Consider the following 23,071-nt stretch of genomic DNA (forward strand, 5'->3'; position numbering starts at 1 on the left):
TTTGCTAATAAAGTTTTATATTGTTATCTCAATAAATATTATTTTTTAATCTTGCTTTGTGTATTTTTGATTTAAGTTTTGGTTTGTTGATTTAACATTATTAAATAATATTAATCTGCCGATAGATAATTAACATGAGGGGTGGGTTTGCCATACATTTTATTAACCATAACGTGAGAGTGATCAATAAATTCACAAAACTTAGTTGTAAACAAAATAAGATAAATCTAACAAATACCTATAAAGTGGTACACCTTAATGGGTAGCTTGTGAGCCAGTGTTTATCAAGGTTTGCTGTGTAAGTCTTTGTTCTAATTTAGAGCTATGTATTATTTATTACATATGTGTTTACCTGTTGATATGTTAATTAATTGTAACTACCTTTGGTTTTGTAGCGTGATTAGTTTAAATTGTAAATGAGGTTTATTAGTTAAATGCCTATCAGTATTAGTTTTTAATTTTTAAGATTGATTTTATTTTTTCATTTTATATATCTTGATGAAGATAATGTTGAGGAATAATAACAAATATTTTGTTTTTTACCTTTTAGCTGTTGTGGTAATAATTTTGTTTTGCTAGGAGTGCTATTTTAAATGAAATTACTATCAGTGCTAATAAATATAATATTAAAGTAGAATTAATTTAAGTAAGCCTGTTTTTCTACAGAGTGCATTTAAATTTAATAATAGCAAGGCGACTACTTTAACCTGGTTTGTCATGGAAAAGCTCACATCGGCAGCTATGATGTCGCTTTACGGCATTACTGTGATGGCTTCGGTGCTGTTTTACGTTTATATAAGCGATAACTGATAGCTAAGATTAAGCAGATCCCGGCAGGAACGGTCAAAGCGTAAAACTGAAACTGCTGAAATAACAAGGCGCCTAGCGCTCCGCCACAAATGAAGCCAGTAATTATGAGCAGAAACAGCACCGCTTTACGCCTGTCGAATCCCTCTCCTTTAAGCCAGCTTCCCAACATAATCCCAAGATCTGTAAAGATTCCGGTGACATGAGTGGTTCTGACAATGGCACCACTGTATGTTGTCGCGAGTGCATTTTGCAGTCCACAAGCTGCAGATGCCATGTAATGCCCCACAAAACTGCCTGCTTGTAGAAAGTAGATAGCACCGATTAATAGTAAACCTTCGACAACGAGTAAGGTGTCATAGTGACGCCCAAGTTTTACTGAACTGCCAGATAGCAATGCACCGGATAATGTCGCACCGATGATAAAACTGATAAGTATCCCAAGTAGGTGAAGCAGGGCGGTGGGGGAAGAACTGAGTAATTGAGTGCCCACTAAAGTCGCAGTACCAGAGAGGTGCGATACAGACTGGTGCTCGAAACCCAATAAACCAATGGCATTAACGCAGCCGGCAATCAACGCTAGCACAAACGCGCCATATTCAACCCATTTGGGTAATTTTGATATCAACGTACACTCCAAAGTTAGCCAAATTGGCCTGTCATTGTCGATGTTTGCTATGCCGGTGTTGCAAGGGCTGTTGGTCGCAGGGTATTGCTTAAGGTTCAGCGTCAGAGAGGTTGGTTGTTTTACCACTCTATTCTGCCGCTGATCCAGAGAGCAAACTGTATTGTTGCTCGCAAAACTGGGCGCTGTAATAGCACTAGGTGAATACTGAGGCTTTATGCTTAAGGCATTAACTCAATTCAGTGATCTCGAATATTGAACTGCGTGAGCTAGTCCACAGTTTAGAGTTACCCAGTTGCCATACTATCGAGTTATTGGCGTAGGCCAATAACTCGCAATAGCCATTTAATATTGGCTGATATCTTACCATTGGCAAATTAGGCTGATTGATGTCCAGACCAAAGAAATGTAGAAAGTTATCCTGTAGCGCTCCCTATAGTCTATTTAAGCCTAATGGTGTTCCGTCTGTTGAGTTGGAAAAAATCCATATTGATGCTGATGAATTTGAAGCTCTGAATTTAGGCGATGTGCAAAAAATGAGTCAACTCGATGCTGCTGCTTCTATGGGGATATCTCGACAAACATTTGGCTATTTGCTGGCAAGCGCACGTAAAAAGGTGGCGACGGCAATAACTCAGGGTCATGGGTTAGTGTTGCCACAATCAACAGATACCAAAAGGGAAGTTTTATGATTATTGCAATGCCAATGAGCCGCGGTCGATTAGCGGGTCACTTCACTAAGGCGCCACGGATCGGTTTTTATAACGAGTACCACCACTTAGTGACCAGTTTCGACAATCCAGCACTAGCAGGTGACTGCAGTGCTAAAAAGGCGATGTTAGATCTAATTAAACAGCAAAAGACAGACGTTGTCATGGTGCAACATATTGGTGAGCGTATGCTGGGCAAGTTGCTCGCTGCTGGCATTAGTGTCAGCAAAGGTGATAGCGCTTTAAGTATCGAACAGCTGTTAGATCAAAGCACTGATACAACTTGTAGATTGCTAGATGCTTCTGAAGGGCGGAGTTCGTTGAATCACCTTAAAAAAGGTGGTTGTTGTGGCGGAGAAACGGGTGGATGTAGCTGCGGTGGTGCAAATGAAAAAACAACGATCTTGAGTCCAGACAATAAGCAAAATACTGCTGCAGACAAGCTTAATTATGCAGGATTTAGAGTTATAAATTAGTGCTGCTTCGGCAGCAGATTTAAAGAGTTAAACTGGCAGTGGTGTGCTTAGACCACTGCTGTTATGCCGATTCAGTGATTCGAACCGATTTCAATTGCACACAGAGAATTAATGATTGGCTAATTTTTTACGGATGATTTGAATCAGTGTCGGTGCAATTGAGGCCAAGATCATACTGGCCATAAGCAGGTATTGATGAGGCGTAAATGACTCTCCTAATAACACCATCCCACTGACAATGCCCGCGACGGGGTTCGCTATGCCTCCAAAGGTGAAATCAACCACGGTCATACGCTGCAGTAGCCAAACATACATGATGTAGCCAAGTACGGTATTAAGCATAATTATCCAGCTTAGGCCTAACGCATTTCCGATACTGAAAGTCTGTATTGCAGCAGAATACTGTTCTGGTGAAAGCAACGAGTGAATTGCTGCGGCAATTAACAGTAGTACACCACCGATAATTAGCTGCCAAGTGAGTACCGTCCACCAATGAATTCGGCTGCCAAGGGCTTTTGTTATGGTGCTACCAACGATAATGCAGCTAATGGCAGCCAGCATTGCCAATAGCCCAACGGGATTTAAGCTGATAGCACTAGGGTCAAACAGCATCCAAGCCAATATCACTAATACTGCACCAAAGCCTGCCTGCAAAAAACTTGGGCGCTTTTTACTCACCAACCAATGAAATAGCATAGCGAACACTGGCACCGAAACCATGCCAACCCCGGAGATTGCAGAGGGCAGGGTTAATGCCATGATAAAAATAAGACTAAAGAACAGCGCAATATTGATAGCACCTAGCTTAATCAGCACTGGCCAATCGGTTCTATTGGGTAAACTGGGTTTAACGGCTAACAGTAATAACCCCGCAGGTAATGCACGGATAGCACCTAACAATAATGGCGGCCAGTCTGGCAGCGTAAACTGGGTCATGGCATAGGTGGTACCCCAGAAAAAAGCGGGGATCATGGCGAGAAAAATATTCATAAACTACCTTGCTACTAAGTATCTTTACGTTAAGATAGTTTGAGTTTGAACCTGAATGTTATTTTTGTAAAGTATCTTTTTATAAAGTATCTTTATATTAAGATTAATTTGCTGGTGCTAATTCTGTTAACTGGCTGAGATAGAGTGTGAAATGGACGATATAGATAAAGTTGCTGGCCAATGGAACAAAGAGAAGCCACACCTAGATACGCAACCGATGGAAATTTTTGGTCGGATGATGCGTTTGCAAAAACATATTGAAGTGGAAATTGCAGCTTGCCATAAACAGTACGACTTAACGTTTGGCGAGTTTGACGTGTTGGCAACGCTTAGGCGCTCAGGTGAACCCTTTAACCTGACGCCATCAGCACTGTTATCTTCGATGATGCTGACCTCTGGCGCGATGACAAATCGTCTCGATAAGCTGCAGGCAAAAGGCCTGATTGAGCGGGTGCATAGCACTGAAGATCGCCGCAGTGTGTCTGTGGGGCTGACTGAAAAAGGCTTTGCCATCATAGATGCAGCAATAGAAGAGCATGTGCGTGTGCAGCATAACCTGGTGCAGCAGCTTTCTGATGCCAATAAGCCTGAGTTGAACCGCTTGCTCAAGACATGGCTAGCGGCTTTTGAAGGCAAGTAACTAGTCCTCTTTCGCTAAAAGTTGATGGGTGAGGCATAACTAGCTAAACCATGTTTAGCATCCACCCCATGAGGGTGAATGATATTAGTAACAGTACAAACAAAATTGCTAATAAGCGCCACTTCATTACTTGCTTAAGCATGACAAACTCAGGGAAGCTAGCTGCAACCGTACTCATACAAAAGGCCAGAGTTGTGCCTAAAGGCACGCCTTGCAGTAATAAACTTTCCATAACAGGAATAACACCTGTCGCATTTGCATAAAGCGGGATCCCCATCAATACAGCAAGTGGAACTGACCACCATTGCCCTTGGCCTAAATTGGCCTCTAGCCAACCAGCCGGTACAAACCCATGCAGTGCGGCGCCAATACCGACGCCGATAATGACCCATTTCCAGACTCGAGCAAAAATCTCAATCGTTTCAGATTTAGCAAACTGATGCCGCTGTTGCCAACCCAAAGTACTCACGGCTTGGGTTGTTGGTTTAGCAATTCCTGCAGCCTTTGCTGGCTGTTGGCCTCTTGCGTATGCTTTGGCTGCTACTGGCTGCAACCAACGTTCAGCCTTGAGCAAATCGAGCAAGGCACCGCCCAATATCCCGATGCTGATCCCTGTTACAACGTACAGCAGGGTGATCTCTAAGCCCAGAAGACTAAACAGTAATAGGATGGCGACCTCATTGATTAATGGTGAGGTGAGTAGGAATGCCATGGTGATCCCGATAGGGATCCCTGCAGAGGTGAAACCTAAAAATACCGGAATGCTAGAGCAGGAGCAAAAAGGCGTAATTGCCCCAAAGCCTGCCCCTAAGCCATAACCAACGAATTTGGGCTTACCAGATAAATAGTCTCTTACTCGCTCAACATTCAATGATGCTCGCAGCCAGCCGATGGCGTAAATCATCACAACCAGCAGCGCAAAAATCTTGCTGGTATCTTCAACAAAAAAATGAACCGCTTGTCCAAACTGCGTTTGGCTTGATAACCCTGCTAAATCATAGATTAACCAATCGGCCAATATCGAAAACCAACTCAGCATTGGCTCACCTCACAAATCAATGGTATTGCTATATGTTTAGTCCCAATTATCGTTTGGAACGGTTAAATCATTGTGGCTAGCAGCTAGCTGCTTGCTTTAACAGTTGCTCTATTTCATGTTTTGTTGGTACTTTGCCAGCAGTCATAACAACGCCATCGACAACAATAGCGGGTGTCGACATTACGCCATAATCGAGAATCGCGTCCATGTCAGTCACTTTTTCTAGCTCAAAATTGACCGACATATCGTTGGCAATTTGCTCTACATCGGCGGCCAAATTGGTACACTTTTTACAACCACTGCCTAGTATTTCTATTTTCATGTTGTGACCTTTTTACTGTTTATGGAATAAATGGGTTTTGGACTACGCTAATTAAACGAGTTCTGCATGATTTTGCGCATTTTTCTCAATCACCGTTTCTACGCAGCTAAGCATCTTGAGTAAGCAAGGCGTTTCAAGTCGATAATAGATCTGTTTGCCATCACGACGACTACTAACGATGCCAGCCTGCTTGAGTACTGAAAGGTGTTTGGAGACTGTAGAAATATCAGCGTTTACACCATCGGTAAGATCGCACACACAATGCTCCTGCTGCTGAAGTTGTTCTAATAACCACAAACGAGTCGGGTGAGCGAGTGCCTTTAGCACTGCTGCGCGAGCGGTTAGCTTACGCTGTTGTTCTGCTGTCATATCAATGTTCCTGCAAACTTGAAGGGATGCGACTTTATTATTTTGTCATTTGGTTAAATGGCCAAGTGTTTGGCAGTATAGATCTGAGTCGACTTGATTAGTGTGACCAAGTAAACAGTTTATACCTGTGACTGAATAAAGTGCTGGATTGAGCTTTTGGGAAGATAGAAGGGGAGTTTAAGTTGATAAACATAGATGTGGGGAAGGAGTATTTCTCTCTTCCCACAAACGCTTTTGTTACTGCTGTAATTGAGCTTTAGCTGCTTCAACTTTTGAAAAGTCTAAACCTAGCTCTAGAACTGCTTCTTTAATGAGTGTTGGAGTCTGCATCACTAGTGCCATCATCTGCTGCAATTTCTCTGCAGGGATCCCTAATTGGCCAACGGTCGCCATCGCCATCATTGGATTTTCTGTCAGTGTCTGGAATAGCTCACTGATTTGAGCGTCACTGATATTGTGTTCTTTTAAGATCGCAAGAATAGGGTTCATTGCACTGCCTTATATGCTTAGTTAAATAAAATAGGCATGGATTCTAACACACTCCATGCACTTAAGTGGTGAGTATAAAACTATCGACAATTATGTCCATTCCCGAGCTAGTTTTTGTCCCTTTTTAGATATGCAAACAGCGTAAATTAGTTAGTTTGGAAGTCGCATTACCCGCATAGTGGTATTGGTTTTAGCCGCCATTATTTTTACTGTGGCCTACAAGGTTGATTTAACAGCTAATTAAGGATAGTCAAAAGTATTAAATGTTATGGAAATGTTTTAGTATCAGTTGGCTCCATAGAGGGAGCCTTACATCAATAATAAGAAACAAAGGACTGGCTCGATGTTTAATCGAATATGGCTTAAAGCAGTTACAACTGCTGCACGATTATTTATCTTATCGATTGCTGCATGCTATTTGCTCATCAACTTCTCAGTATTTACCTTCGCCAATGCCAACAGCATTTCAGCTGTTACAGAGCGCCTATCGTTAGATGAAGACTGGCATAGCGGCACTTATCGCGAGCAGGGCGTAACCTATACACCGCAGCCAACGTGGGTGCAGTCAGTGCCTGTTAGTGAGCCAGACAAAGAACCTACGGGTCAGCTTGCCGATGGTATTTTTCATCTATTGCTCGATAATCAATATCGGGTAAGCGAAGGTGGTGAACAGAGCAAGTTTAATCGCTATGTTATTAAAGCAGTTTCAGCTAAAGGGCTAGAGTACGTCTCGCAAATTAGTGTGAGTTACGACCCTAGCTATGAGCGGATCGCTTTTCACGGGATTAAGGTTATCCGAGATGGCGTAGAAATTGATAAAACCTTAGATAGTCAGTTCAGTTTAGACAAAAGCGACAGCGGTAACGACCTGCTTTACGATGGTTCGCTTAATGCGTTTTGGGCGGTTAATGATATTCGAATTGGTGATGTTGTTGAGTATAGCTTTACACGGTTTGGCCAGAACCCTGTATTTGCCAGTACTTTCACCGGCTCTAGAACGCTGCAGTGGCAAGTGCCGATCCATCAACAGTTTTTGAGAGTGCTTTGGGGGAAGTCTACTCCTTTGCATTTTAAGATGCACAATACTGAACAAAGCTTTACCGAGAGTCGTTTAGGTAGTGAAACGGACTATCAACTGCTAGTGGAGCAACAGCCCATTTTAACGGTGAGTAATGATGCCGCAGCTTGGTATGAGCCTTATGCCAAAGCCGAGTTTTCAGAGAGTAAAGATTGGCGGGCAGTGGTCGACTGGGCTCGGCCAATGTTTGAACGTCAACTTGATGATTCTGCAGCGTTGCAAAGCAAGATTAAGCAGATCACCGAGCAAACTGATGACTTAGATCAGCAAGTCATGCTTGCACTTAATTTCGTGCAACAAGATATCCGTTATCTAGGGATTGAGATAGGCAGTAATAGCCATTTCCCTGCGAAAGCCAGTGACACATTAGCTAAACGCTATGGTGATTGTAAAGATAAGTCGGTGCTGCTAATCGCGCTATTGAAAGGACTCGGTGTTGAAGCCTCTCCTGTTTTAGTCAATAGCCAAACAGGCGAAAGCCTAGCTGATAAGTTGCCGTCAGCAAAAAGCTTCAACCATGCCATTATTAAGGCCGAGATAAATAACAAGAGTTATTGGTTTGACCCTACATTGTTGTACCAGCAAGTGGCTTTAGATGCTGTGTATCAACCTAACTATGGTTATGCGCTGGTATTAGAACCTGGGGTTGATGCCTTAGAAAAAATGCCTGCTGAGCACAGTGGCGGTAAAATCAATTTTGCTGAAAAATATGATTTTTCAAACGGCGTAGCAAAGCCATCAGCATTCACCTCTAAAGTGACCTATTCTGGTTATGAAGCACGCAGTAAAAGGGCGGCGATAGTAGATAGTGGAGTACAGGCTTTGTCTGAGCAATACGCTAAGTATTATGACAAAATCTTTAATGGACTCAGCATTAATACACCGCTACAAGTGACCAGAGATAATACTCAAGGGACACTGACAATTAGTGAAGACTATTTGTTAAAGGCGCCTTGGACTGAGGGGGATGACGAGGGATTTACTATTTACCTGTATGAAACCCAATTGTCTCCTTATCTGTCTATCCCCGAAAGCTTAAGCCAAAGAGCGCTACCGTTAAGTTACCCATTGCAGATTGAAGGCGACATTGTTGTTAATCTTCGTGATTCAAACTGGAGTTTTACCGATGAAACCACCAAGGAGGATAATCCTTTTTTTGAACTGGTTTATCAGGTTGCTTATAACAAGAAGCTACATCAACTTACATTGTCATACTATTACCGCACTAAGGTAGATAGGGTTGAGGTCGAGCAGCTCGCTGACTATATTGCGGCACTGAAGAAAGTCGACTCTATAGATAGCTACGGTATTGTTGATTACCCTAATGCAACCAGTGCAGCAGCAACCAGCGAGCCCATTGTGGCAGACACTTTGGAGTCAGTTAATCGCTGGGTTTTACTTGGCACTCTAATGCTATTTAGTATTGTGTATGCCTTGGTCAGTTTGACGATGGAAGCGAAAAGTAGCCATCAAAGCCAATTCTATCCAGTATCGCTAGTTAAGTTTTTCATTCTGTCAGTTTTTAGTCTTGGCTTGTATTCGGCCTATTGGAGCTATAAGAACTGGCAGTACATTAAATATGAGAAAGACAGGCCCGATATATGGCCTGTTGCGCGAGCTATTTTTTCACCGCTCTGGTATTACCCTTTGTATTTGTGGTTGGTCGTTGATCGTGACCAAAGAGAAAGTCAGCCATTCCTGATCCCTGCTTGGACGGCGGTTTTCCTGTTTGTAGGTTATCTGGGGTACAACTCCATGAGTTGGGAGAGCGATTGGGGTAACTGGGATTACCTTATTCCGTTCATTGTTTTCGCCCCGCTAGTCATGTACGTGAATAAGATAAATAAACTAAATACCGAGGCTTATTCAGCTAACTCGCAATGGCATGCACGCAATTGGGTGTTTATGGCTTGTATGTCTCCATTATTGTTATATTCAGCAGGGCAAGACGTTGGCTTGATTGCGCAAGATGACATTATTACTGGTGAAGAACTGTGGTCGCACGATATCGATTTTATGCAGCAAAACAAGGTATTCACTGAAAATGAAATGCCAGTTTTATTTTATAGCGACGATTGGCTGAGCAATCGATCAGACGGCAACGGATTCACGCCTGAGACTGTATTTTCCTATTGGGTTGAGAACGACGAGTTACAAGTTGCATCAAGTCCATTAAGCGCTGTAGAAGATATCCAAGTCGATTATGCTAATGCGAGTGAAGAGGCTGAGGTCGCTGAAGTCACCATTCATGTAGAAGATGGTGATGAATTTGTATTGTATGCCACTACCACAGACGAGAAAGATAAAGTCTTTGTTAAGCAGCTAATGCAACAGTGGCAAAGTCAAAGAGAGGGTAATACAGCTCTTTAGATTATCAGGGGCATTGATAGAGCCTCAGAAAAGCACATAATAGCTGCTTTTTTGAGGCTAGCTATTTTGTTAGAAAGCTCATTCCTAGTCATGTTTGCTGATGCTTTGTAAAGCTTGTTGAGCCTGCAAGACTCATAAAAAATACTTAAGGAGTCATCGGTCTCGACAGATCAAAACGATTGTCTTCTGAAATGCCGTAATAGGAGGTGGGCCCGCCTGCTCGCAAAATTGGCGCGGCTTTAGTGGTTAGAAACTCTCCCTCGGCGCTTAACAACTGCTTATCGATATGTACGGCAACTACCTCGCCTAACACTAACCAACTATCAATTTTGTCGCCATCTGCTGCTTGTAGTTGAATCAGTTGCGAAAGCTTACATTCAAAGTTAACTGGGCTTTGTGCAACGTAATCGGCTGCAACAATTGAAGCAGCTTTAGGAGTAAGACCTGCAAAATCGAATTCATCTTCAGTGTTGGCTAATGCCACCGAACTCTGATTCATTTTTGCTGCCAAGCTTTTAGTGGCTAAGTTCCAAGTGAACACCTTAGTTGCAGCAATATTGGCGACACTGTCTTTCCAGCCAATGCTGGCAAAGCCGATGATTGGAGGACGATAGTTGAAACAGTTAAAGAAACTATAGGGTGCCAGATTTCGTTGACCTTGAGCGTTGCGAGAACCAATCCAACCAATAGGGCGAGGCCCGATTATTGCGCTTAACGGATCATGGGGCAGACCATGGCCTTTGCTAGGCTCATAAAAATAGCGTTCATCCATATACATTGTTCCCTTTCTGACATGCTAAAGCTAATAAGGTGGTAGCTTTTCAACTTAAGGCTTGGTTGTCAATAAGGCTGGCTTTTGGAAATAATATCACCCGCCAGCATTATGGCTAGCGGGGCTATGTACTTATAGTGGGTTTAAGTATGCCTTAACGGCTTTTAGCCTGACGGTTGCTGCGCCAATGATATCGAGTACTCCCAGTATTGAGTGAGGCTTGTCAGCACTGACCCAAGCAGAGCCTGTGGCGCCAATGGGTAACATCGCCATGGTGTTTTCATCCACTTCAAGCACTACGGTTCTACCTATTGGCATTGAGCCAAGGTTAATATGGCGTGACACCATCTGCTCGCGAGGTAATAAATCGCCTTGAGATTCTCCAGTCGCTTCTACCTTACTATGGACTCGTGCTCTAAAAATTTGTCCAGGGTAGGCATCGATATAAAACTCAGAAAACTGCCCTGGTTGAATATAAGCGTAGGATTGATCTGGGATCCGCATCTCGACAAACTTTTTACCGGTATTCCATAGGTGCATAGAACCTACTCGAGTGCCATCAGCAATATAAACATGAGTCACCATGCCATCGAATGGTGCTCGTACTTGCAGCCTATCTAGCTCAAAGTTTTGCTTACGTAGTTGCGCATACTGAACTTCTAGTTGAGCGGCTTGCACCTTCAAATCGGCTTGGGTGATCTCAACTTTATCGGCAGCGTTTTCAAGATCGCGTTCGCTGACGTGCTCACCAAGTTCCGCTTTTCGTTGGTAATTGCGTTTTGCTTGAGCGAGTTGAACTTCGGTGGCTTCGATTGCCCGTTCTATCTCTTGCACTTTTGCATTGATCTCATCAATCGCACTGGCCACTTTATCGTCGACCAAGGTATAGATAAGTTCACCTTTTTTTACGTGTTGGTTGTGATCAACTGAAATTGATTGGATCTGTTGTCCAATAGCAGGTGACAGCACGGCATGAGGTGCACGTATGGTTGTAGAGTCGGTGAGATCCGCAGGCGAATAGAAGCGGTGCGCCAAGAACAGAGTTGTGGCAATTAAACAGCCTACTAATACGCTAATAAAGTAGTTACGCGGTCTTTTGTTGATCACATTGAATTTAAACAGTAACCAACAAATAAAAATATAGGGCAGCATTATCTCTTTCATACGCGTGTCCCCCTAATCCACTGTTGTACTTTGTCCCAATCAGTGACAATGGCGATAACAGCTAAAACCCACAGAGGTTTCCAGAGCAGGCCCAGCATACAGAGCCAAAATACCAGCTTTGCTTGCTGCATACCGCGCTCTTTTGCTAAGTATTTCGGTAGGGAGTGCAAGTGCCAAAGCTTAATGGCCACCCAGCAAAAAACACCGACAGTGACAGCGGTGATGACCCACATAAACGCAACGGAATTGAGTAATCCCATAGTGCCTGGCAAGTTGGTATAGACTAAGTCAGTATCATGGATTTTCATTTAACTCTCAGAAGCCAATTGGCTGGGATTAAGCTGGTTAACAATTAGGTTTATCTTAACCTTGGGAAGCTGAATCAAGCTTGAACTGCTAAAGGCAAAAGTGTGACTAAGCTCCAGATTGTAAAACTGTTATGCCAGCTATCTATGGTTTTGAAAGTGCACTTTGTTGTGGGGGCTTTTCTTTAATACAAAACACTTGGTATTACTTATGTCTAGCGCATAAAAAACGCCGCATTTGCGACGTTTTTTACCATAAAAGACTGTTTATTCAGCTTTGCATTTAAGCTTCGGTAGTTGTCTACTTTGCTCGGCGTTAGCCAGCTTTATAGAACATTTATCGCCCTGAATATACAACTGCACCATTTGTGGCATTTCATAGTTTCTGCCCATGATTAGCTGGCCAGTAGCATCTTTATGCGGCGCTCGTTCAATGGCCAGTAAACTGCTTTGTACAAATGCCGACGGGCTAATTTTTACATTGTCGGTATTGAGTAAACTGGCAATGGCTTGTTCAAGCTGACTGGTGTTATTGGCCTCGGCCGATATTAACAGCGCAGGTACCGCTTTGGTTTCACTTTCTGCAAAAGCACTGCAGCCAGTTAGTCCTACAATAAAAATGGCGCTAAATATCAGCTTAATCACCTGGCTAGATACTTGCCTGCACATTAGTGTGCTCCTTGCATATCACTTAAAATACGGTTGTTCTGCCAAAGAGTTTGCTTACGATTGTCTTTCAACATAAAGCCTTCATCAACAAAATCATTTGCAGCAGACACGCGGGACACGCTAGCGGCAACCACTGGGCAACGTTGGTTATCACGATAATAAAGTGCAGCACTTAGCAGGCGCTCATCAGGATCACCCAGAGCATGATTTAAGTCATCAGTAAGTGCACAACCTTGCACTTCGCTAGCGAGTGTTGGGCTGGTAGACGGCACAAATCCGTCAGAGTACTCACCAAAGCCTTTTTCATTAACGCCTTTAAATTGGATGGTGAAGTAAGTGGTAGCACAGTTCGGTGTTGGGTAGAAACCATATGGCTTACCACAGGTTGTCCCGCCTATTTGAATCACTTCGATATCGACACCACGTAAACCGTTCATAAGCGCTTCACTGGCAGAGCAGGTACTTGATGTGGTTAATACATAAACCCGTTTTAAGTCCAGGCTTGGCAGCGGGGTTCCACCTGTGAGTAAGCCAGTGTTAAAGCCCAAAGTCTCGTCTATAAATGGCATAGGAGACAGCGCTTGATTGGTAATAGGGTTAATGTTTGGGTATTTATCGTTAAAGCTGGTTTCTTCAAAAGTCTTATTTTCGGTTGCCTCTTTACCTGCAACCATATAACCAAGTTGACTTGCCATAGCCACTAAACCGCCGCCGTTATAGCGCAGATCGATAACAAGATCGTCCACATTTTCTTGGCTTAGGCTGGTTAGCGCATCAAATAGCCCGCGTTCAGCAGTTGCGATATGAGAGTTAAATTGCAGATAGCCCACTTTACCGTTAGCGGTTTGAATAGTTTTAGTGTTTTGCACTGGGGTCGAGACGATGGTTTGCGCTGTTAGCGTCACTTCGCGGTCAGCTGACGCGCCTAAGTCTCGAATGGTGAACGTCGTTTGCTTGCCATTTGCACTCGGAAATAGTCCGGCATTGAGAATGTCGATACTGGCACTGTCATTGGCATTTTTTACGCTAACCCCATCAATTTCTACAATGACTGCGCCGCGAGTGACATTGGCAGCGCTGGCTGGGGAGTTTGGCTCGTTATAAGTCACGGTAACTTTTCGCGCGCCAGCTTGTGAGCCATTATCGAGCTTAAAATTGATACCGTATCCTACAGAAGCGCCAGACTGATTCAGCTGTTCCCATTCTTCGGTCGACATAGAGAAGTGGAAGTTATCTTTCTTGTTGCCTGTGTCTGATAACTCCTCTGTGACCAGTAGATTAAAGTAATCAGCAACTGAATAAGGCGCAGGATCGCGATCTTCAATTTCACTGTACCAAAGATACGTATTGTTGCTCCATGAACGCAGCCATAGCTTTTCAGTCAATGCACTACCCGTTTGGTTAGCGCTACATTGGTTGATTAAACTCGACTCGTTAGCAAACTTTCCCTGCACCCATGTAGGACCATCATTGCCTCCATCTCCACCTCCACATGCGGATAGGCCAAGACTTGCAGCAATGATAATTGTCAGCATTTTTGTAGAGGACAACTTCATAAATAATCCTTTATTATCTCTAGTTCAACGGAACAGCTGATTACAATCAACGTTAGTTGCAACTTTATTACAGTTGCAGCGGTTTGCAATGCAAATTTGCATTAATGTTGCTGCGAGTGCTGTGTTTTCATATTAAGTTTCTGTTATTAGGGGTTGTTGATCTTTCACGGTTGTTTTTGCCGCAGTTTATTGGCTATTTTGGCAAGGCGGAGGCTATGCCGTTTAGTTATTATCCACAAATAGTCTACAACACAGTAAAAATAGCCAAGCAACGCGGCCCTTTGGGGTCGATTCAACGCTTCTATTCTTTTATGACTAGAGTGGGTTACGAGCTTTTCGCTTAGCCAGCTAAGCATCATCGCTCAAGCCTTGTACTAAAATAATTGAATTCGAACAAAAACTAAGCTCGAAAGATCAACAGCCCCTAGGCAATCTCTCAGTTCCTGCCATTTTTAGTGCATCAAAAGAAATAATCCTCCTTAGCTCAAAAACCTATTTTTTGCGATCAAAATCAAAAAATGCTCCCTAGATGTATGGGATATTGAGAGTAAGTAACAACATGTATCTAGAGAGATAGAGATGGATTTTATTAGACATGTACCTGCATTACTTTACGTTGTTGCAGGAATAGGCGCTGTTGAAGTGTTGGTGATAGGTTTGGGTCTAGCTATTAAAAAAATTAAGTCTAATTTGTAGAATAGTTAACGCGATACAAAAAAGCCTACTCAAGTAGGCTTTTACAATAACGAGCAGTGACAGAGGTTATACGCCCAACTTATCACGCATGGTGTAATACCAAGCGCCGATGGCACTGAATGGCACTTGGAACATATGGCCGCCTGGGAACGGATAATGCGGCAAACCTGCAAACGCGTCGAATCGTGTTGCTTGACCATTAATCGCTTCAGCTAAAATCTTCCCCGCTAAATGCGTATAGGTTACTCCGTGACCACTGCAGCCCTGTGAATAATAGATATTGCTACCAATGCGCCCTACTTGAGGCAGACGGGACAAAGTCAGCAAGAAATTGCCGGTCCAAGTGTAATCAATTTTCACATCTTTAAGCTGTGGAAAAGTTTTCAACATCTTAGGGGTAATGATTGATTTGATATCAGCCGGATCGCGTGCGCCATAAACCACACCGCCGCCATAAATAAGACGGTTATCACCCGATAAACGAAAATAATCCAATAGATAATTACAATCTTCAACGCAGTAATTTTGTGGCAGCAAGCTTTTCGCCAATTCATCACTAAGGGGCTCGGTGGTAATGACCTGAGTGCCACAAGGCATGGCTTTAGCTTGCAGCTTAGGGATTAAACCACCAAGGTAAGCATTACCTGCCACCACCACAAATTTAGCTTTTACGCTGCCATTTGCGGTATGAATCACAGGGTTTTCCCCCTCGTCGACTTTAATTACCGCAGAGTTTTCGTAGATCTTCCCGCCAAGAGACTCCACCGCAGCGGCTTCACCCAAGGCTAAATTCAGTGGGTGGATATGACCACCGCTTTTATCGAGTAATCCGCCCACATAGGCTTCGGTATCAACCACTTTACGAATAGCACTTTCATCCAGTAACTCTAGATGATTCATGTGGCCGTGCTTTTCCCATAATGCTTTTTGTGACTGTAGATGCCCCATCTGCTTGTTGTTAAGCGCGGCAAAAACGCCACCATCTTGCAGGTCACATTGAATATTGTACTTACTGATCCGCTCCTTAATGATCCGAGCACCTTCAAAAGCCATTTCACCAAACAGTTGACCCGCCTCTGTACCCACCGTTTTTTCAATAGAATCGATATCACGGCTAAAACTATTGACGATTTGACCGCCATTTCGACCCGACGCGCCCCAACCAATACGCGCAGCCTCTAATACCGTCACGCTATAGCCCATTTCTAACAGGTGCAGTGCGGTCGACAAGCCTGTGTAACCAGCCCCGATAATACAGATATCAGTATCGATATTATCTTGCAGTTGAGCACGCTCTGTTTTGTCATTAGCCGATGCCGCGTAGTATGAATCTGCATGTGGTGTACTGGTCATGGTTTCCGCCTGTCTGTGGTTATTTATTATTGACATAACTTCTGTCCTTCTCGCTTTGTAAGCGAATTTTACGATCACTATTAGTGAGCTATATGCTGCTCTAAATCTTCAACTTTCTATTAATACCTTGCCGCTGGTCATGTAGAGCAAAGCTTTACATGACCAGACTGCTTTTTATTGTTTAGGCTGAGCTTGAACGCTGTTTAGCGTCGGCTCTGCGGGCAAAATACCAAGAGACAAATGCTATCAAGGACACCATCAAGATAATCAAGGTCGCTAAGGCATTAATCTTAGGAGATACGCCCATTCTCACCGAGGAGAACACCACCATAGGCAAGGTGGTTGCGCCCGGACCTGATGCGAAACTAGCGATCACTAAGTCATCTAAAGACAAGCTAAATGACAGTAACCAGCCGGCGACAATTGCAGGAGAGATCATAGGTACAGTGATTTGAAAGAAGGTTTTTAATGGCGTAGCGCCAAGATCCTGCGCCGCCTCCTCTACTGAGCGGTCTATCTCACGCAGTCTCGATGACACAACAACAGCAACATATGCAGCACAAAAAGTTGAGTGAGCAATCCACACGGTTAACATGCCACGCTCTGCAGGCCAGCCAAGAAAATCGGCCATATGCACAAACAGTAATAGCAATGACAAACCAGTAATCACTTCAGGCATTACCAGCGGCGCCGTAATCATATTCGACAGGGTTAACTTACCCCAGCCCCGTGCGAAACGGGTCATGACAAATGCCGCCATCGTGCCAAGAATAACCGCCATAGTAGAGGCGTAAAATGCCACCTGCAAACTGGTGCCTACCGCATCTAAAATCTGCTGGTCGCGAAACAGTTCGCCATACCACTTAACCGAAAATCCACCCCACACGGTTACGAGCTTAGATTCATTGAATGAGTAAAACACTAAGATGAACATTGGCGCGTACAGGAAGAACATGCCAGCCCAAAGCATAATGGTAGAAAAGCTTAACTTCTTCATGCTGTTTTCTCCATCTCACGTGCCTGATAACGATGAAATAGCGTGATAGGGATAATCAATAAGCCCAACATCACAATCGCTAACGCTGACGCTACCGGCCAATCTCGGTTATTAAAGAACTCCTGCCACAATACTTTACCTATCATCAAGGAGTCTGGCCCACCGAGTAATTCAGGGATCACAAACTCACCAACCACAGGGATGAAGACCAGCATAGAGCCGGCAATCACGCCCCCTTTAGATAACGGCAGCGTCACTTTCCAAAAGGTATTTAAGCTACGTGAACCAAGATCTGACGCGGCTTCAATTAGGCTCATATCTAGCTGCGACAAGGTTGCATACAGCGGTAAAATCATAAACGGTAGATAGGTATAGATAATGCCGATATAGACTGCAGTATTGGTATTTAAAATCTGCAGCGGCTCGGAGATAAGCCCTGTCCACATCAATACGTTATTGATGACACCGTTGTTACTTAGAATCCCCATCCAAGCATAAACTCGTATTAGAAAAGAGGTCCAAGAGGGCAACATCACCAACAGTACCAACAAGGTTTGGCTACTCTTAGGTGCTCTGGCAATGGCGTAAGCCATCGGATAGCCAATCAGCAAGCAACCTATGGTCGAGATGGTCGCCATTTTTAGTGAACCTAAATAGGCGTTGTAATACAGCGAGTCATCAAGAATGAGCAGGTAGTTGCCCAAATTGAGCATAATATTTAGCGATTCTTCTGCGTACTGAAATAACGGCTCGTAAGGCGGTATCGCAATAATCGGAGTCGAGAAACTGATTTTGAGTACAATCGCGAAGGGCAGTGCAAAAAATAGTAGTAACCAAAAATAGGGGACGCCTATGGTCCAGCATTGGCCTTTGGGTAATCGAAACTTTAACGGCTTTTTCATGATCGATTCCTTATGATCTAAGGACCACTCCGCTGGTGGCCTCCCAGCTAATGAAAACCGCCTCTTCCCATGTAGGAGGATCCGAGCGACGTTCGCGGTTAGTCATGATGGTTTGAATTAACTGCTTATTAGGTAGACGGATGTAATACACTGATATACCGCCTAAATAAGCGATATCTTCCACCACGCCACTTGACCAGTTATATTCACTTTGCGGTTGCTCACGAGTAATACGCGTCTTCTCAGGGCGCACAGCGACCCACACGGTCTTGTCTTCGACACTGGTCGACACACCGTGATCAATGAAGATATTCTGCGACAAACCTTCACTGGCGATCATCAAGTGGTCGGCCTGATCTTGAATAATTTCACCTTCAAACAGGTTAACACTGCCAATAAACTCGGCAACCATCCGACTACTAGGGCTTTCATAGATGTCTGTAGGTGTGCCGGTTTGCGCGATCCAGCCATCATTCATGATGGAGATCCGCCCCGCCATGGTCATCGCTTCTTCTTGGTCATGGGTCACCATCACACAGGTCACGCCAACGGCTTCAAGAATATCGACCACCTCAAGCTGCATCTGCGTACGCAGTTTCTTATCCAGCGCGCCCATTGGCTCATCAAGTAGAAGTAATTTAGGTCGCTTGGCTAGTGAGCGAGCTAATGCCACACGCTGGCGCTGTCCACCAGATAACTGATTAGGCCTGCGCTTAGCATAGGCTTCCATATGAACCAGCTTTAGCATCTCTTGCACACGCTCTGCGATTTCAGCTTTTGGTAGTTTGTCCTGCTTTAAACCAAAGGCGATGTTCTGCTCTACAGACATATGGGGAAACAGAGCATAGGACTGAAACATCATATTGATAGGTCGCTCATGAGGCGGCATATCGGTAATGTCTTCACCATCGAGGAAAATACGCCCCTCAGACGGCTTTTCAAAACCTGCGAGAATACGCAGTAAGGTTGACTTGCCTGAGCCAGAGCCGCCTAAAAGTGCGAATATCTCACCCTTCTTTATATTCAGTGACACATCATCTACTGCGCGCACTTCATCAAATAGCTTACTCACTCGGTCGATCTGAAGTAGCACTTCGCCTTGCGTCTTTGTAATCGGTTTATTGGTGACGCCCAAGGTACTAGCCATATTACTTCTCCAACAGATAAGCCATTAAGGTCACAGGCTCACCTTTTAAAATTGTGTCTATTTTGCTGTTGATCAAAAAGGGCAAGGTAATACCTTGCCCTACATTTGATTAATAACCCGATTTCACTTTAGTCCACACGCGAGTCAAGGCACGCTGTGATTTCATTGGACGTACGTCACCGACGTAAAGGCGATCTAGCACCTCTTTGCTTGGGTAAATTGAAGTGTTAGTACGTACCTCTTCATCCACCATCGGCAGTGCGGGTACATTTGGGTTCGCATAAGCAACATAGTTACTAATAGGCGCAATGACTTCTGGACGAAGTAGATAGTTGATAAAGGTATGGGCATTTTTTACGTTAGCTGCATCAGCAGGTATCGCTAACATGTCAAACCATAGGTTTGAGCCTTCTTTTGGAATTGAATACTCAATAACCTGACCATTTTCCGCTTCTTCCGCACGGGCTGCAGCTTGGAAAATGTCACCTGAATAACCGAAAGCAACACAAGTATCGCCATTGGCTAGGTCAGTAATGTAACGTGAAGAGTGGAAGTAAGTGATGTATGGACGTACTTTAGCCAGAACCTCACCCGCCTTTTTAAAGTCATCAGACTTAGTGCTGTTGGGATCAAGCCCTAAATAGATAAGTGCCATTGGGATCATCTCATCTGCACTATCTAACAGCGATAGTCCACACTTAGACAGTTTCTCGGCATATTTAGGATTAAAGATAAGCTCTAATGAATCAACCGGTGCATCTTCGCCCAGTGCTGCTTTAACTTTATCTACATTGTAACCAATACCATTTGTTCCCCAAAGGTATGGCACCGAATACTGATTGCCTGGATCGGCAGATTCCAGCTGAGTCATTAGCTCAGGGCTTAGATTCTTATGATTTGATAATTGATTCGAATCAAGCTTTTGGAAAGCACCCGCTTTAATTTGCTTAGCTAAAAAGCTATTTGATGGTACGACAATGTCGTAACCTGAGCGGCCAGAAAGTAATTTAGCTTCAACCACTTCATTACTGTCAAACACATCATATACAACTCGAATACCAGTCTCTTTGTGGAAGTTTTCAAGCGTATCTTCGGCAATATAATCAGACCAATTATATACCCGAACCACTTCTTCAGCGTAAGTGACACTGCTGGCCAAAACACTTGCTGTGACGAGTGCTAGAGTGGTCACCTTTTTTATAAGCTTCATGCTATCTCCTATTTAGCGTAGCAGCAGAGATCCCCTCTCTGCTGTTGCTGCATTGTTTGCCGATTAATCGACTTAGTTCTTATTGTTAACCAATGCTACACCTGAAAAACCGCACCGGCAGTTGCTACTGCTTTACAGCTTTCATATAGATAATGCTCTGTTTTTTAGCACTATCTATATGAATGACTCCTTTTCACTAATTCTAATTTTTGTGTTAAATCACTACTGCTATCAATCCCCAAAATCGATAGCTGTAGCGGTACGCTCTAAACGGTTAGCAGTAGGAATTTACGTTCCCAAGAACTAATCACTTGGCGATAGTTCTCTAAATCTGCTTGCTTAACAGCCACATAGCCGTTAGTAAAGATTTCTCCTAAGTACTCACGACAAGCTGAGCTCTCAGCCATAACAGCCAACGCTTCTTCAAGGGTAAGTGGCAGCGAAATTCCGCTACGGGTTTCGTTGGCACGACCTTGAACTGGCGTCATAGGTTTAACATCTTCAACCATGCCCATATAGCCACAGAGTAAGCTTGCTGCTATCGACAGGTAGCTGTTGGCATCAGCGCCAGCAATACGGTTCTCAATCCGTAGGTTTTGCGGTGAAGACTCAGGAATGCGTAGGCCACAGGTACGATTCTCTTCGCCCCACTCCAAATTAACTGGCGCCGAAGTGCCTGGTAGGAAACGGCGGAAAGAGTTCACATTTGGCGCAAAGAGTGGCAGTAGCTCAGGAATAAATTTCTGCAAACCGCCAATGTAGCTATAAAACAACGGGCCTTTGCTACCATCTTCGTTAGAGAAAATGTTTTTTCCAGATTTAATGTCAACAATGCTTTGATGTAAGTGCATCGCGCTGCCAGGCTCGTTAGTGATAGGCTTTGCCATAAAGGTGGCACAAACATTGTGCTTCAGCGCTGCTTCACGCAAGGTACGCTTAAACACAAACACCTGGTCAGCAAGTGTTAATGCATCACCGTGGGAGAAGTTAATCTCCATTTGTGCAGTGCCCTCTTCATGGATCAAGGTATCGATATCTAAACCTTGGATCTCACACCAGTCATACATATCTTCAAATAGCGGATCGTATTCATTGGCAGCATCAATTGAGAACGACTGACGCCCAGATTCTTGGCGGCCTGAGCGACCAACAGGCGGAATAAGTGGTTGATCGGGGTCTTCATTAATACGAGTCAGGTAGAACTCCATCTCTGGCGCTACAACTGGCTTCCAGCCTTTATCTTCATACAACTTAAGTACTTTCTTAAGTAAGTTTCGTGGAGACAACTCAATTGGGTTACCCATTTTATCGTAGGTATCGTGAATGACTTGCGCGGTAGCTTCGATCGTCCAAGGCAGTTTATACACCGCATTTTCATCAGGAACACAAACGAAATCGATATCAGCAGCATCCAGTAAAGCGTCATAAGCTTCATCTTCAACATAATCGCCAGTCACCGTCTGCAACAGCACACTTTCTGGCATACGCATGCCTTTTTCATCAATGAACTTGCCCACTGGTGCAATCTTGCCACGGGCAATACCAGTCATATCACAGACAACACATTCAACTTCGGTGATCTTTTCGTCTTTTAAATAGCTAATTAGTTTTTTCATTATTATTTTACTCTGCTTGCTGCACGGCGCTGACATGCCTGATTAAAGGCTTTAAAAACGGCAGTATAAAAAGCGTTATCTAACACTTTCCACTCTGGATGCCATTGAACACCTAATGCAAAATTGTTTGCGTCTTTCACTGAAAACGCTTCTATTAATCCATCATTTGCATATGCTTCTGGCCGCAACCCAACACCCAAACGGTCTACGCCTTGAGTGTGCACAGAGTTCACCTCTGCGGAGCTGCGGCCCCATGCATCGTGAAGCAGCCCCCCAGGTTCTATCTTGACCTCATGGGACAAACCATACTGCTCTTCAACGGGTGCGCTTTTGTCTTCACGGTGCTCAATGAAGCCACCGACTTCATGCAACCTTTGGTGCAAACTGCCACCAAAGGCAACGTTCATCTCTTGAAAGCCACGGCAAATTCCCAGCACTGGCACACCTGCCTTAATAGCGGCGTGAATTAACGGTAAAGTTGTCGCGTCTCGCTTTGGGTCATGATGCGTTCCCGCTTCACTTGCAGGTCCATCAAAATGATGAGGTTCAATGTTTGACGGGGAACCGGTAAACAGAATGCCGTCGAGTCTTGATAACACGACTTCTGCAGGGCAATGTCCCAAGGACGGGATAATCAGAGGCCAAGCTTGAGTGGCATCTGCTATAGCTAATAAGTACTTTTCGCCAACAATGTTAAATGGATGCAATCCTAACTGTTGATTGCATGCCGTCACACCTACTACCGCGAGCCCTACTTCCGACATATAAC

The 23,071-nt window shown here is 44.0% G+C and carries 22 protein-coding genes; 4 read left to right on the plus strand and 18 right to left on the minus strand.

Features of this window, described 5'->3' with window-relative positions; all coding sequences use genetic code 11:
• Window positions 1-760: 760 nt before the first annotated feature.
• A complete protein-coding gene (locus tag AB4135_RS05305) occupies window positions 761-1,435 on the minus strand; it encodes a YoaK family protein (protein ID WP_371990941.1) in 675 nt (224 codons plus the stop codon).
• 386 nt (window positions 1,436-1,821) lie between these two features.
• Between AB4135_RS05305 and AB4135_RS05310 the strand changes: the two genes are divergently transcribed.
• Window positions 1,822-2,124, plus strand: coding sequence for a DUF134 domain-containing protein (locus tag AB4135_RS05310; protein ID WP_220739563.1), 303 nt, complete (start codon window positions 1,822-1,824; stop codon window positions 2,122-2,124).
• A complete protein-coding gene (locus AB4135_RS05315) occupies window positions 2,121-2,618 on the plus strand; it encodes a NifB/NifX family molybdenum-iron cluster-binding protein (RefSeq protein WP_371990943.1) in 498 nt (165 codons plus the stop codon). Before AB4135_RS05310 ends, AB4135_RS05315 begins: the two co-directional genes overlap by 4 nt.
• A 108-nt stretch (window positions 2,619-2,726) precedes the next feature.
• Here the strand turns inward: AB4135_RS05315 and AB4135_RS05320 are convergent, their stop codons facing one another.
• Window positions 2,727-3,608: a DMT family transporter gene (locus AB4135_RS05320; protein WP_371990945.1), complete on the minus strand. Its 882-nt coding sequence runs from the start codon at window positions 3,606-3,608 to the stop codon at window positions 2,727-2,729.
• A gap of 151 nt (window positions 3,609-3,759) precedes the next feature.
• On the opposite strand from AB4135_RS05320, the gene AB4135_RS05325 reads away from it, so the two are divergent.
• Window positions 3,760-4,248 carry a MarR family winged helix-turn-helix transcriptional regulator gene (locus tag AB4135_RS05325; protein WP_371990946.1) on the plus strand — a complete coding sequence of 163 codons (489 nt, stop codon included), beginning with the start codon at window positions 3,760-3,762 and terminating at the stop codon, window positions 4,246-4,248.
• A 43-nt stretch (window positions 4,249-4,291) separates the two neighbouring features.
• On the opposite strand, the gene AB4135_RS05330 is transcribed toward AB4135_RS05325, so the two are convergent.
• The 4 genes from AB4135_RS05330 to AB4135_RS05345 form a co-directional block, all read right to left on the minus strand.
• On the minus strand, window positions 4,292-5,287 hold the full coding sequence (locus AB4135_RS05330; RefSeq protein WP_371990948.1) for a permease: 996 nt from the start codon (window positions 5,285-5,287) through the stop codon (window positions 4,292-4,294).
• A 76-nt stretch (window positions 5,288-5,363) separates the two neighbouring features.
• Complete coding sequence (locus AB4135_RS05335; RefSeq protein ID WP_371990950.1) at window positions 5,364-5,609, minus strand: thioredoxin family protein; 246 nt, start codon at window positions 5,607-5,609, stop codon at window positions 5,364-5,366.
• Between the two features lie 51 nt (window positions 5,610-5,660).
• On the minus strand, window positions 5,661-5,978 hold the full coding sequence (locus AB4135_RS05340; RefSeq protein ID WP_220739582.1) for a metalloregulator ArsR/SmtB family transcription factor: 318 nt from the start codon (window positions 5,976-5,978) through the stop codon (window positions 5,661-5,663).
• Between the two features lie 237 nt (window positions 5,979-6,215).
• On the minus strand, window positions 6,216-6,467 hold the full coding sequence (locus tag AB4135_RS05345) for a DUF2999 family protein (protein ID WP_220739584.1): 252 nt from the start codon (window positions 6,465-6,467) through the stop codon (window positions 6,216-6,218).
• Between the two features lie 343 nt (window positions 6,468-6,810).
• On the opposite strand from AB4135_RS05345, the gene AB4135_RS05350 reads away from it, so the two are divergent.
• Window positions 6,811-9,915 (plus strand): DUF3857 domain-containing transglutaminase family protein, encoded by a 3,105-nt coding sequence (locus tag AB4135_RS05350; protein WP_371990952.1) that lies wholly within the window; start codon window positions 6,811-6,813, stop codon window positions 9,913-9,915.
• A 145-nt stretch (window positions 9,916-10,060) separates the two neighbouring features.
• Here AB4135_RS05350 and AB4135_RS05355 read toward each other — a convergent pair whose 3' ends face one another.
• The 12 genes from AB4135_RS05355 to AB4135_RS05410 all read right to left on the minus strand — a co-directional run bounded on the left by AB4135_RS05355 (window position 10,061) and on the right by AB4135_RS05410 (window position 23,066).
• Window positions 10,061-10,693: a flavin reductase family protein gene (locus AB4135_RS05355; RefSeq protein ID WP_371990954.1), complete on the minus strand. Its 633-nt coding sequence runs from the start codon at window positions 10,691-10,693 to the stop codon at window positions 10,061-10,063.
• 126 nt (window positions 10,694-10,819) lie between these two features.
• Window positions 10,820-11,851, minus strand: a complete 1,032-nt coding sequence (locus AB4135_RS05360; protein ID WP_371990956.1) for an HlyD family secretion protein — start codon at window positions 11,849-11,851, stop codon at window positions 10,820-10,822.
• Entirely contained in the window at window positions 11,848-12,159 is a 312-nt protein-coding gene (locus AB4135_RS05365) for an Mg2+ and Co2+ transporter (RefSeq protein ID WP_371990958.1), read from the minus strand. Before AB4135_RS05365 ends, AB4135_RS05360 begins: the two co-directional genes overlap by 4 nt.
• 264 nt (window positions 12,160-12,423) lie before the next feature.
• The gene (locus AB4135_RS05370; protein ID WP_371990960.1) at window positions 12,424-12,825 is read right to left on the minus strand and encodes a hypothetical protein; all 402 of its coding nucleotides are present in this window, start codon (window positions 12,823-12,825) and stop codon (window positions 12,424-12,426) included.
• Window positions 12,825-14,381, minus strand: a complete 1,557-nt coding sequence (locus tag AB4135_RS05375) for a S41 family peptidase (protein WP_371990961.1) — start codon at window positions 14,379-14,381, stop codon at window positions 12,825-12,827. The genes AB4135_RS05370 and AB4135_RS05375 overlap by 1 nt, the downstream gene beginning before the upstream one ends.
• 762 nt (window positions 14,382-15,143) lie before the next feature.
• Entirely contained in the window at window positions 15,144-16,430 is a 1,287-nt protein-coding gene (locus AB4135_RS05380) for an NAD(P)/FAD-dependent oxidoreductase (protein WP_371991068.1), read from the minus strand.
• 181 nt (window positions 16,431-16,611) lie between these two features.
• Complete coding sequence (locus AB4135_RS05385; RefSeq protein WP_220738168.1) at window positions 16,612-17,427, minus strand: ABC transporter permease subunit; 816 nt, start codon at window positions 17,425-17,427, stop codon at window positions 16,612-16,614.
• The gene (locus tag AB4135_RS05390; protein WP_220738167.1) at window positions 17,424-18,329 is read right to left on the minus strand and encodes an ABC transporter permease subunit; all 906 of its coding nucleotides are present in this window, start codon (window positions 18,327-18,329) and stop codon (window positions 17,424-17,426) included. The genes AB4135_RS05385 and AB4135_RS05390 overlap by 4 nt, the downstream gene beginning before the upstream one ends.
• A 10-nt stretch (window positions 18,330-18,339) precedes the next feature.
• Entirely contained in the window at window positions 18,340-19,476 is a 1,137-nt protein-coding gene (potA, locus tag AB4135_RS05395) for a polyamine ABC transporter ATP-binding protein (protein WP_371990963.1), read from the minus strand.
• 109 nt (window positions 19,477-19,585) lie between these two features.
• Window positions 19,586-20,686, minus strand: a complete 1,101-nt coding sequence (locus AB4135_RS05400) for a polyamine ABC transporter substrate-binding protein (RefSeq protein ID WP_371990965.1) — start codon at window positions 20,684-20,686, stop codon at window positions 19,586-19,588.
• Between the two features lie 266 nt (window positions 20,687-20,952).
• A complete protein-coding gene (locus tag AB4135_RS05405; RefSeq protein ID WP_248972997.1) occupies window positions 20,953-22,302 on the minus strand; it encodes a glutamine synthetase family protein in 1,350 nt (449 codons plus the stop codon).
• A gap of 2 nt (window positions 22,303-22,304) precedes the next feature.
• A complete protein-coding gene (locus tag AB4135_RS05410; protein WP_371990967.1) occupies window positions 22,305-23,066 on the minus strand; it encodes a gamma-glutamyl-gamma-aminobutyrate hydrolase family protein in 762 nt (253 codons plus the stop codon).
• Window positions 23,067-23,071: the final 5 nt, after the last annotated feature.

This window comes from Shewanella sp. 10N.286.54.B9 (genome assembly GCF_041468565.1).
Classification (GTDB): domain Bacteria; phylum Pseudomonadota; class Gammaproteobacteria; order Enterobacterales; family Shewanellaceae; genus Shewanella.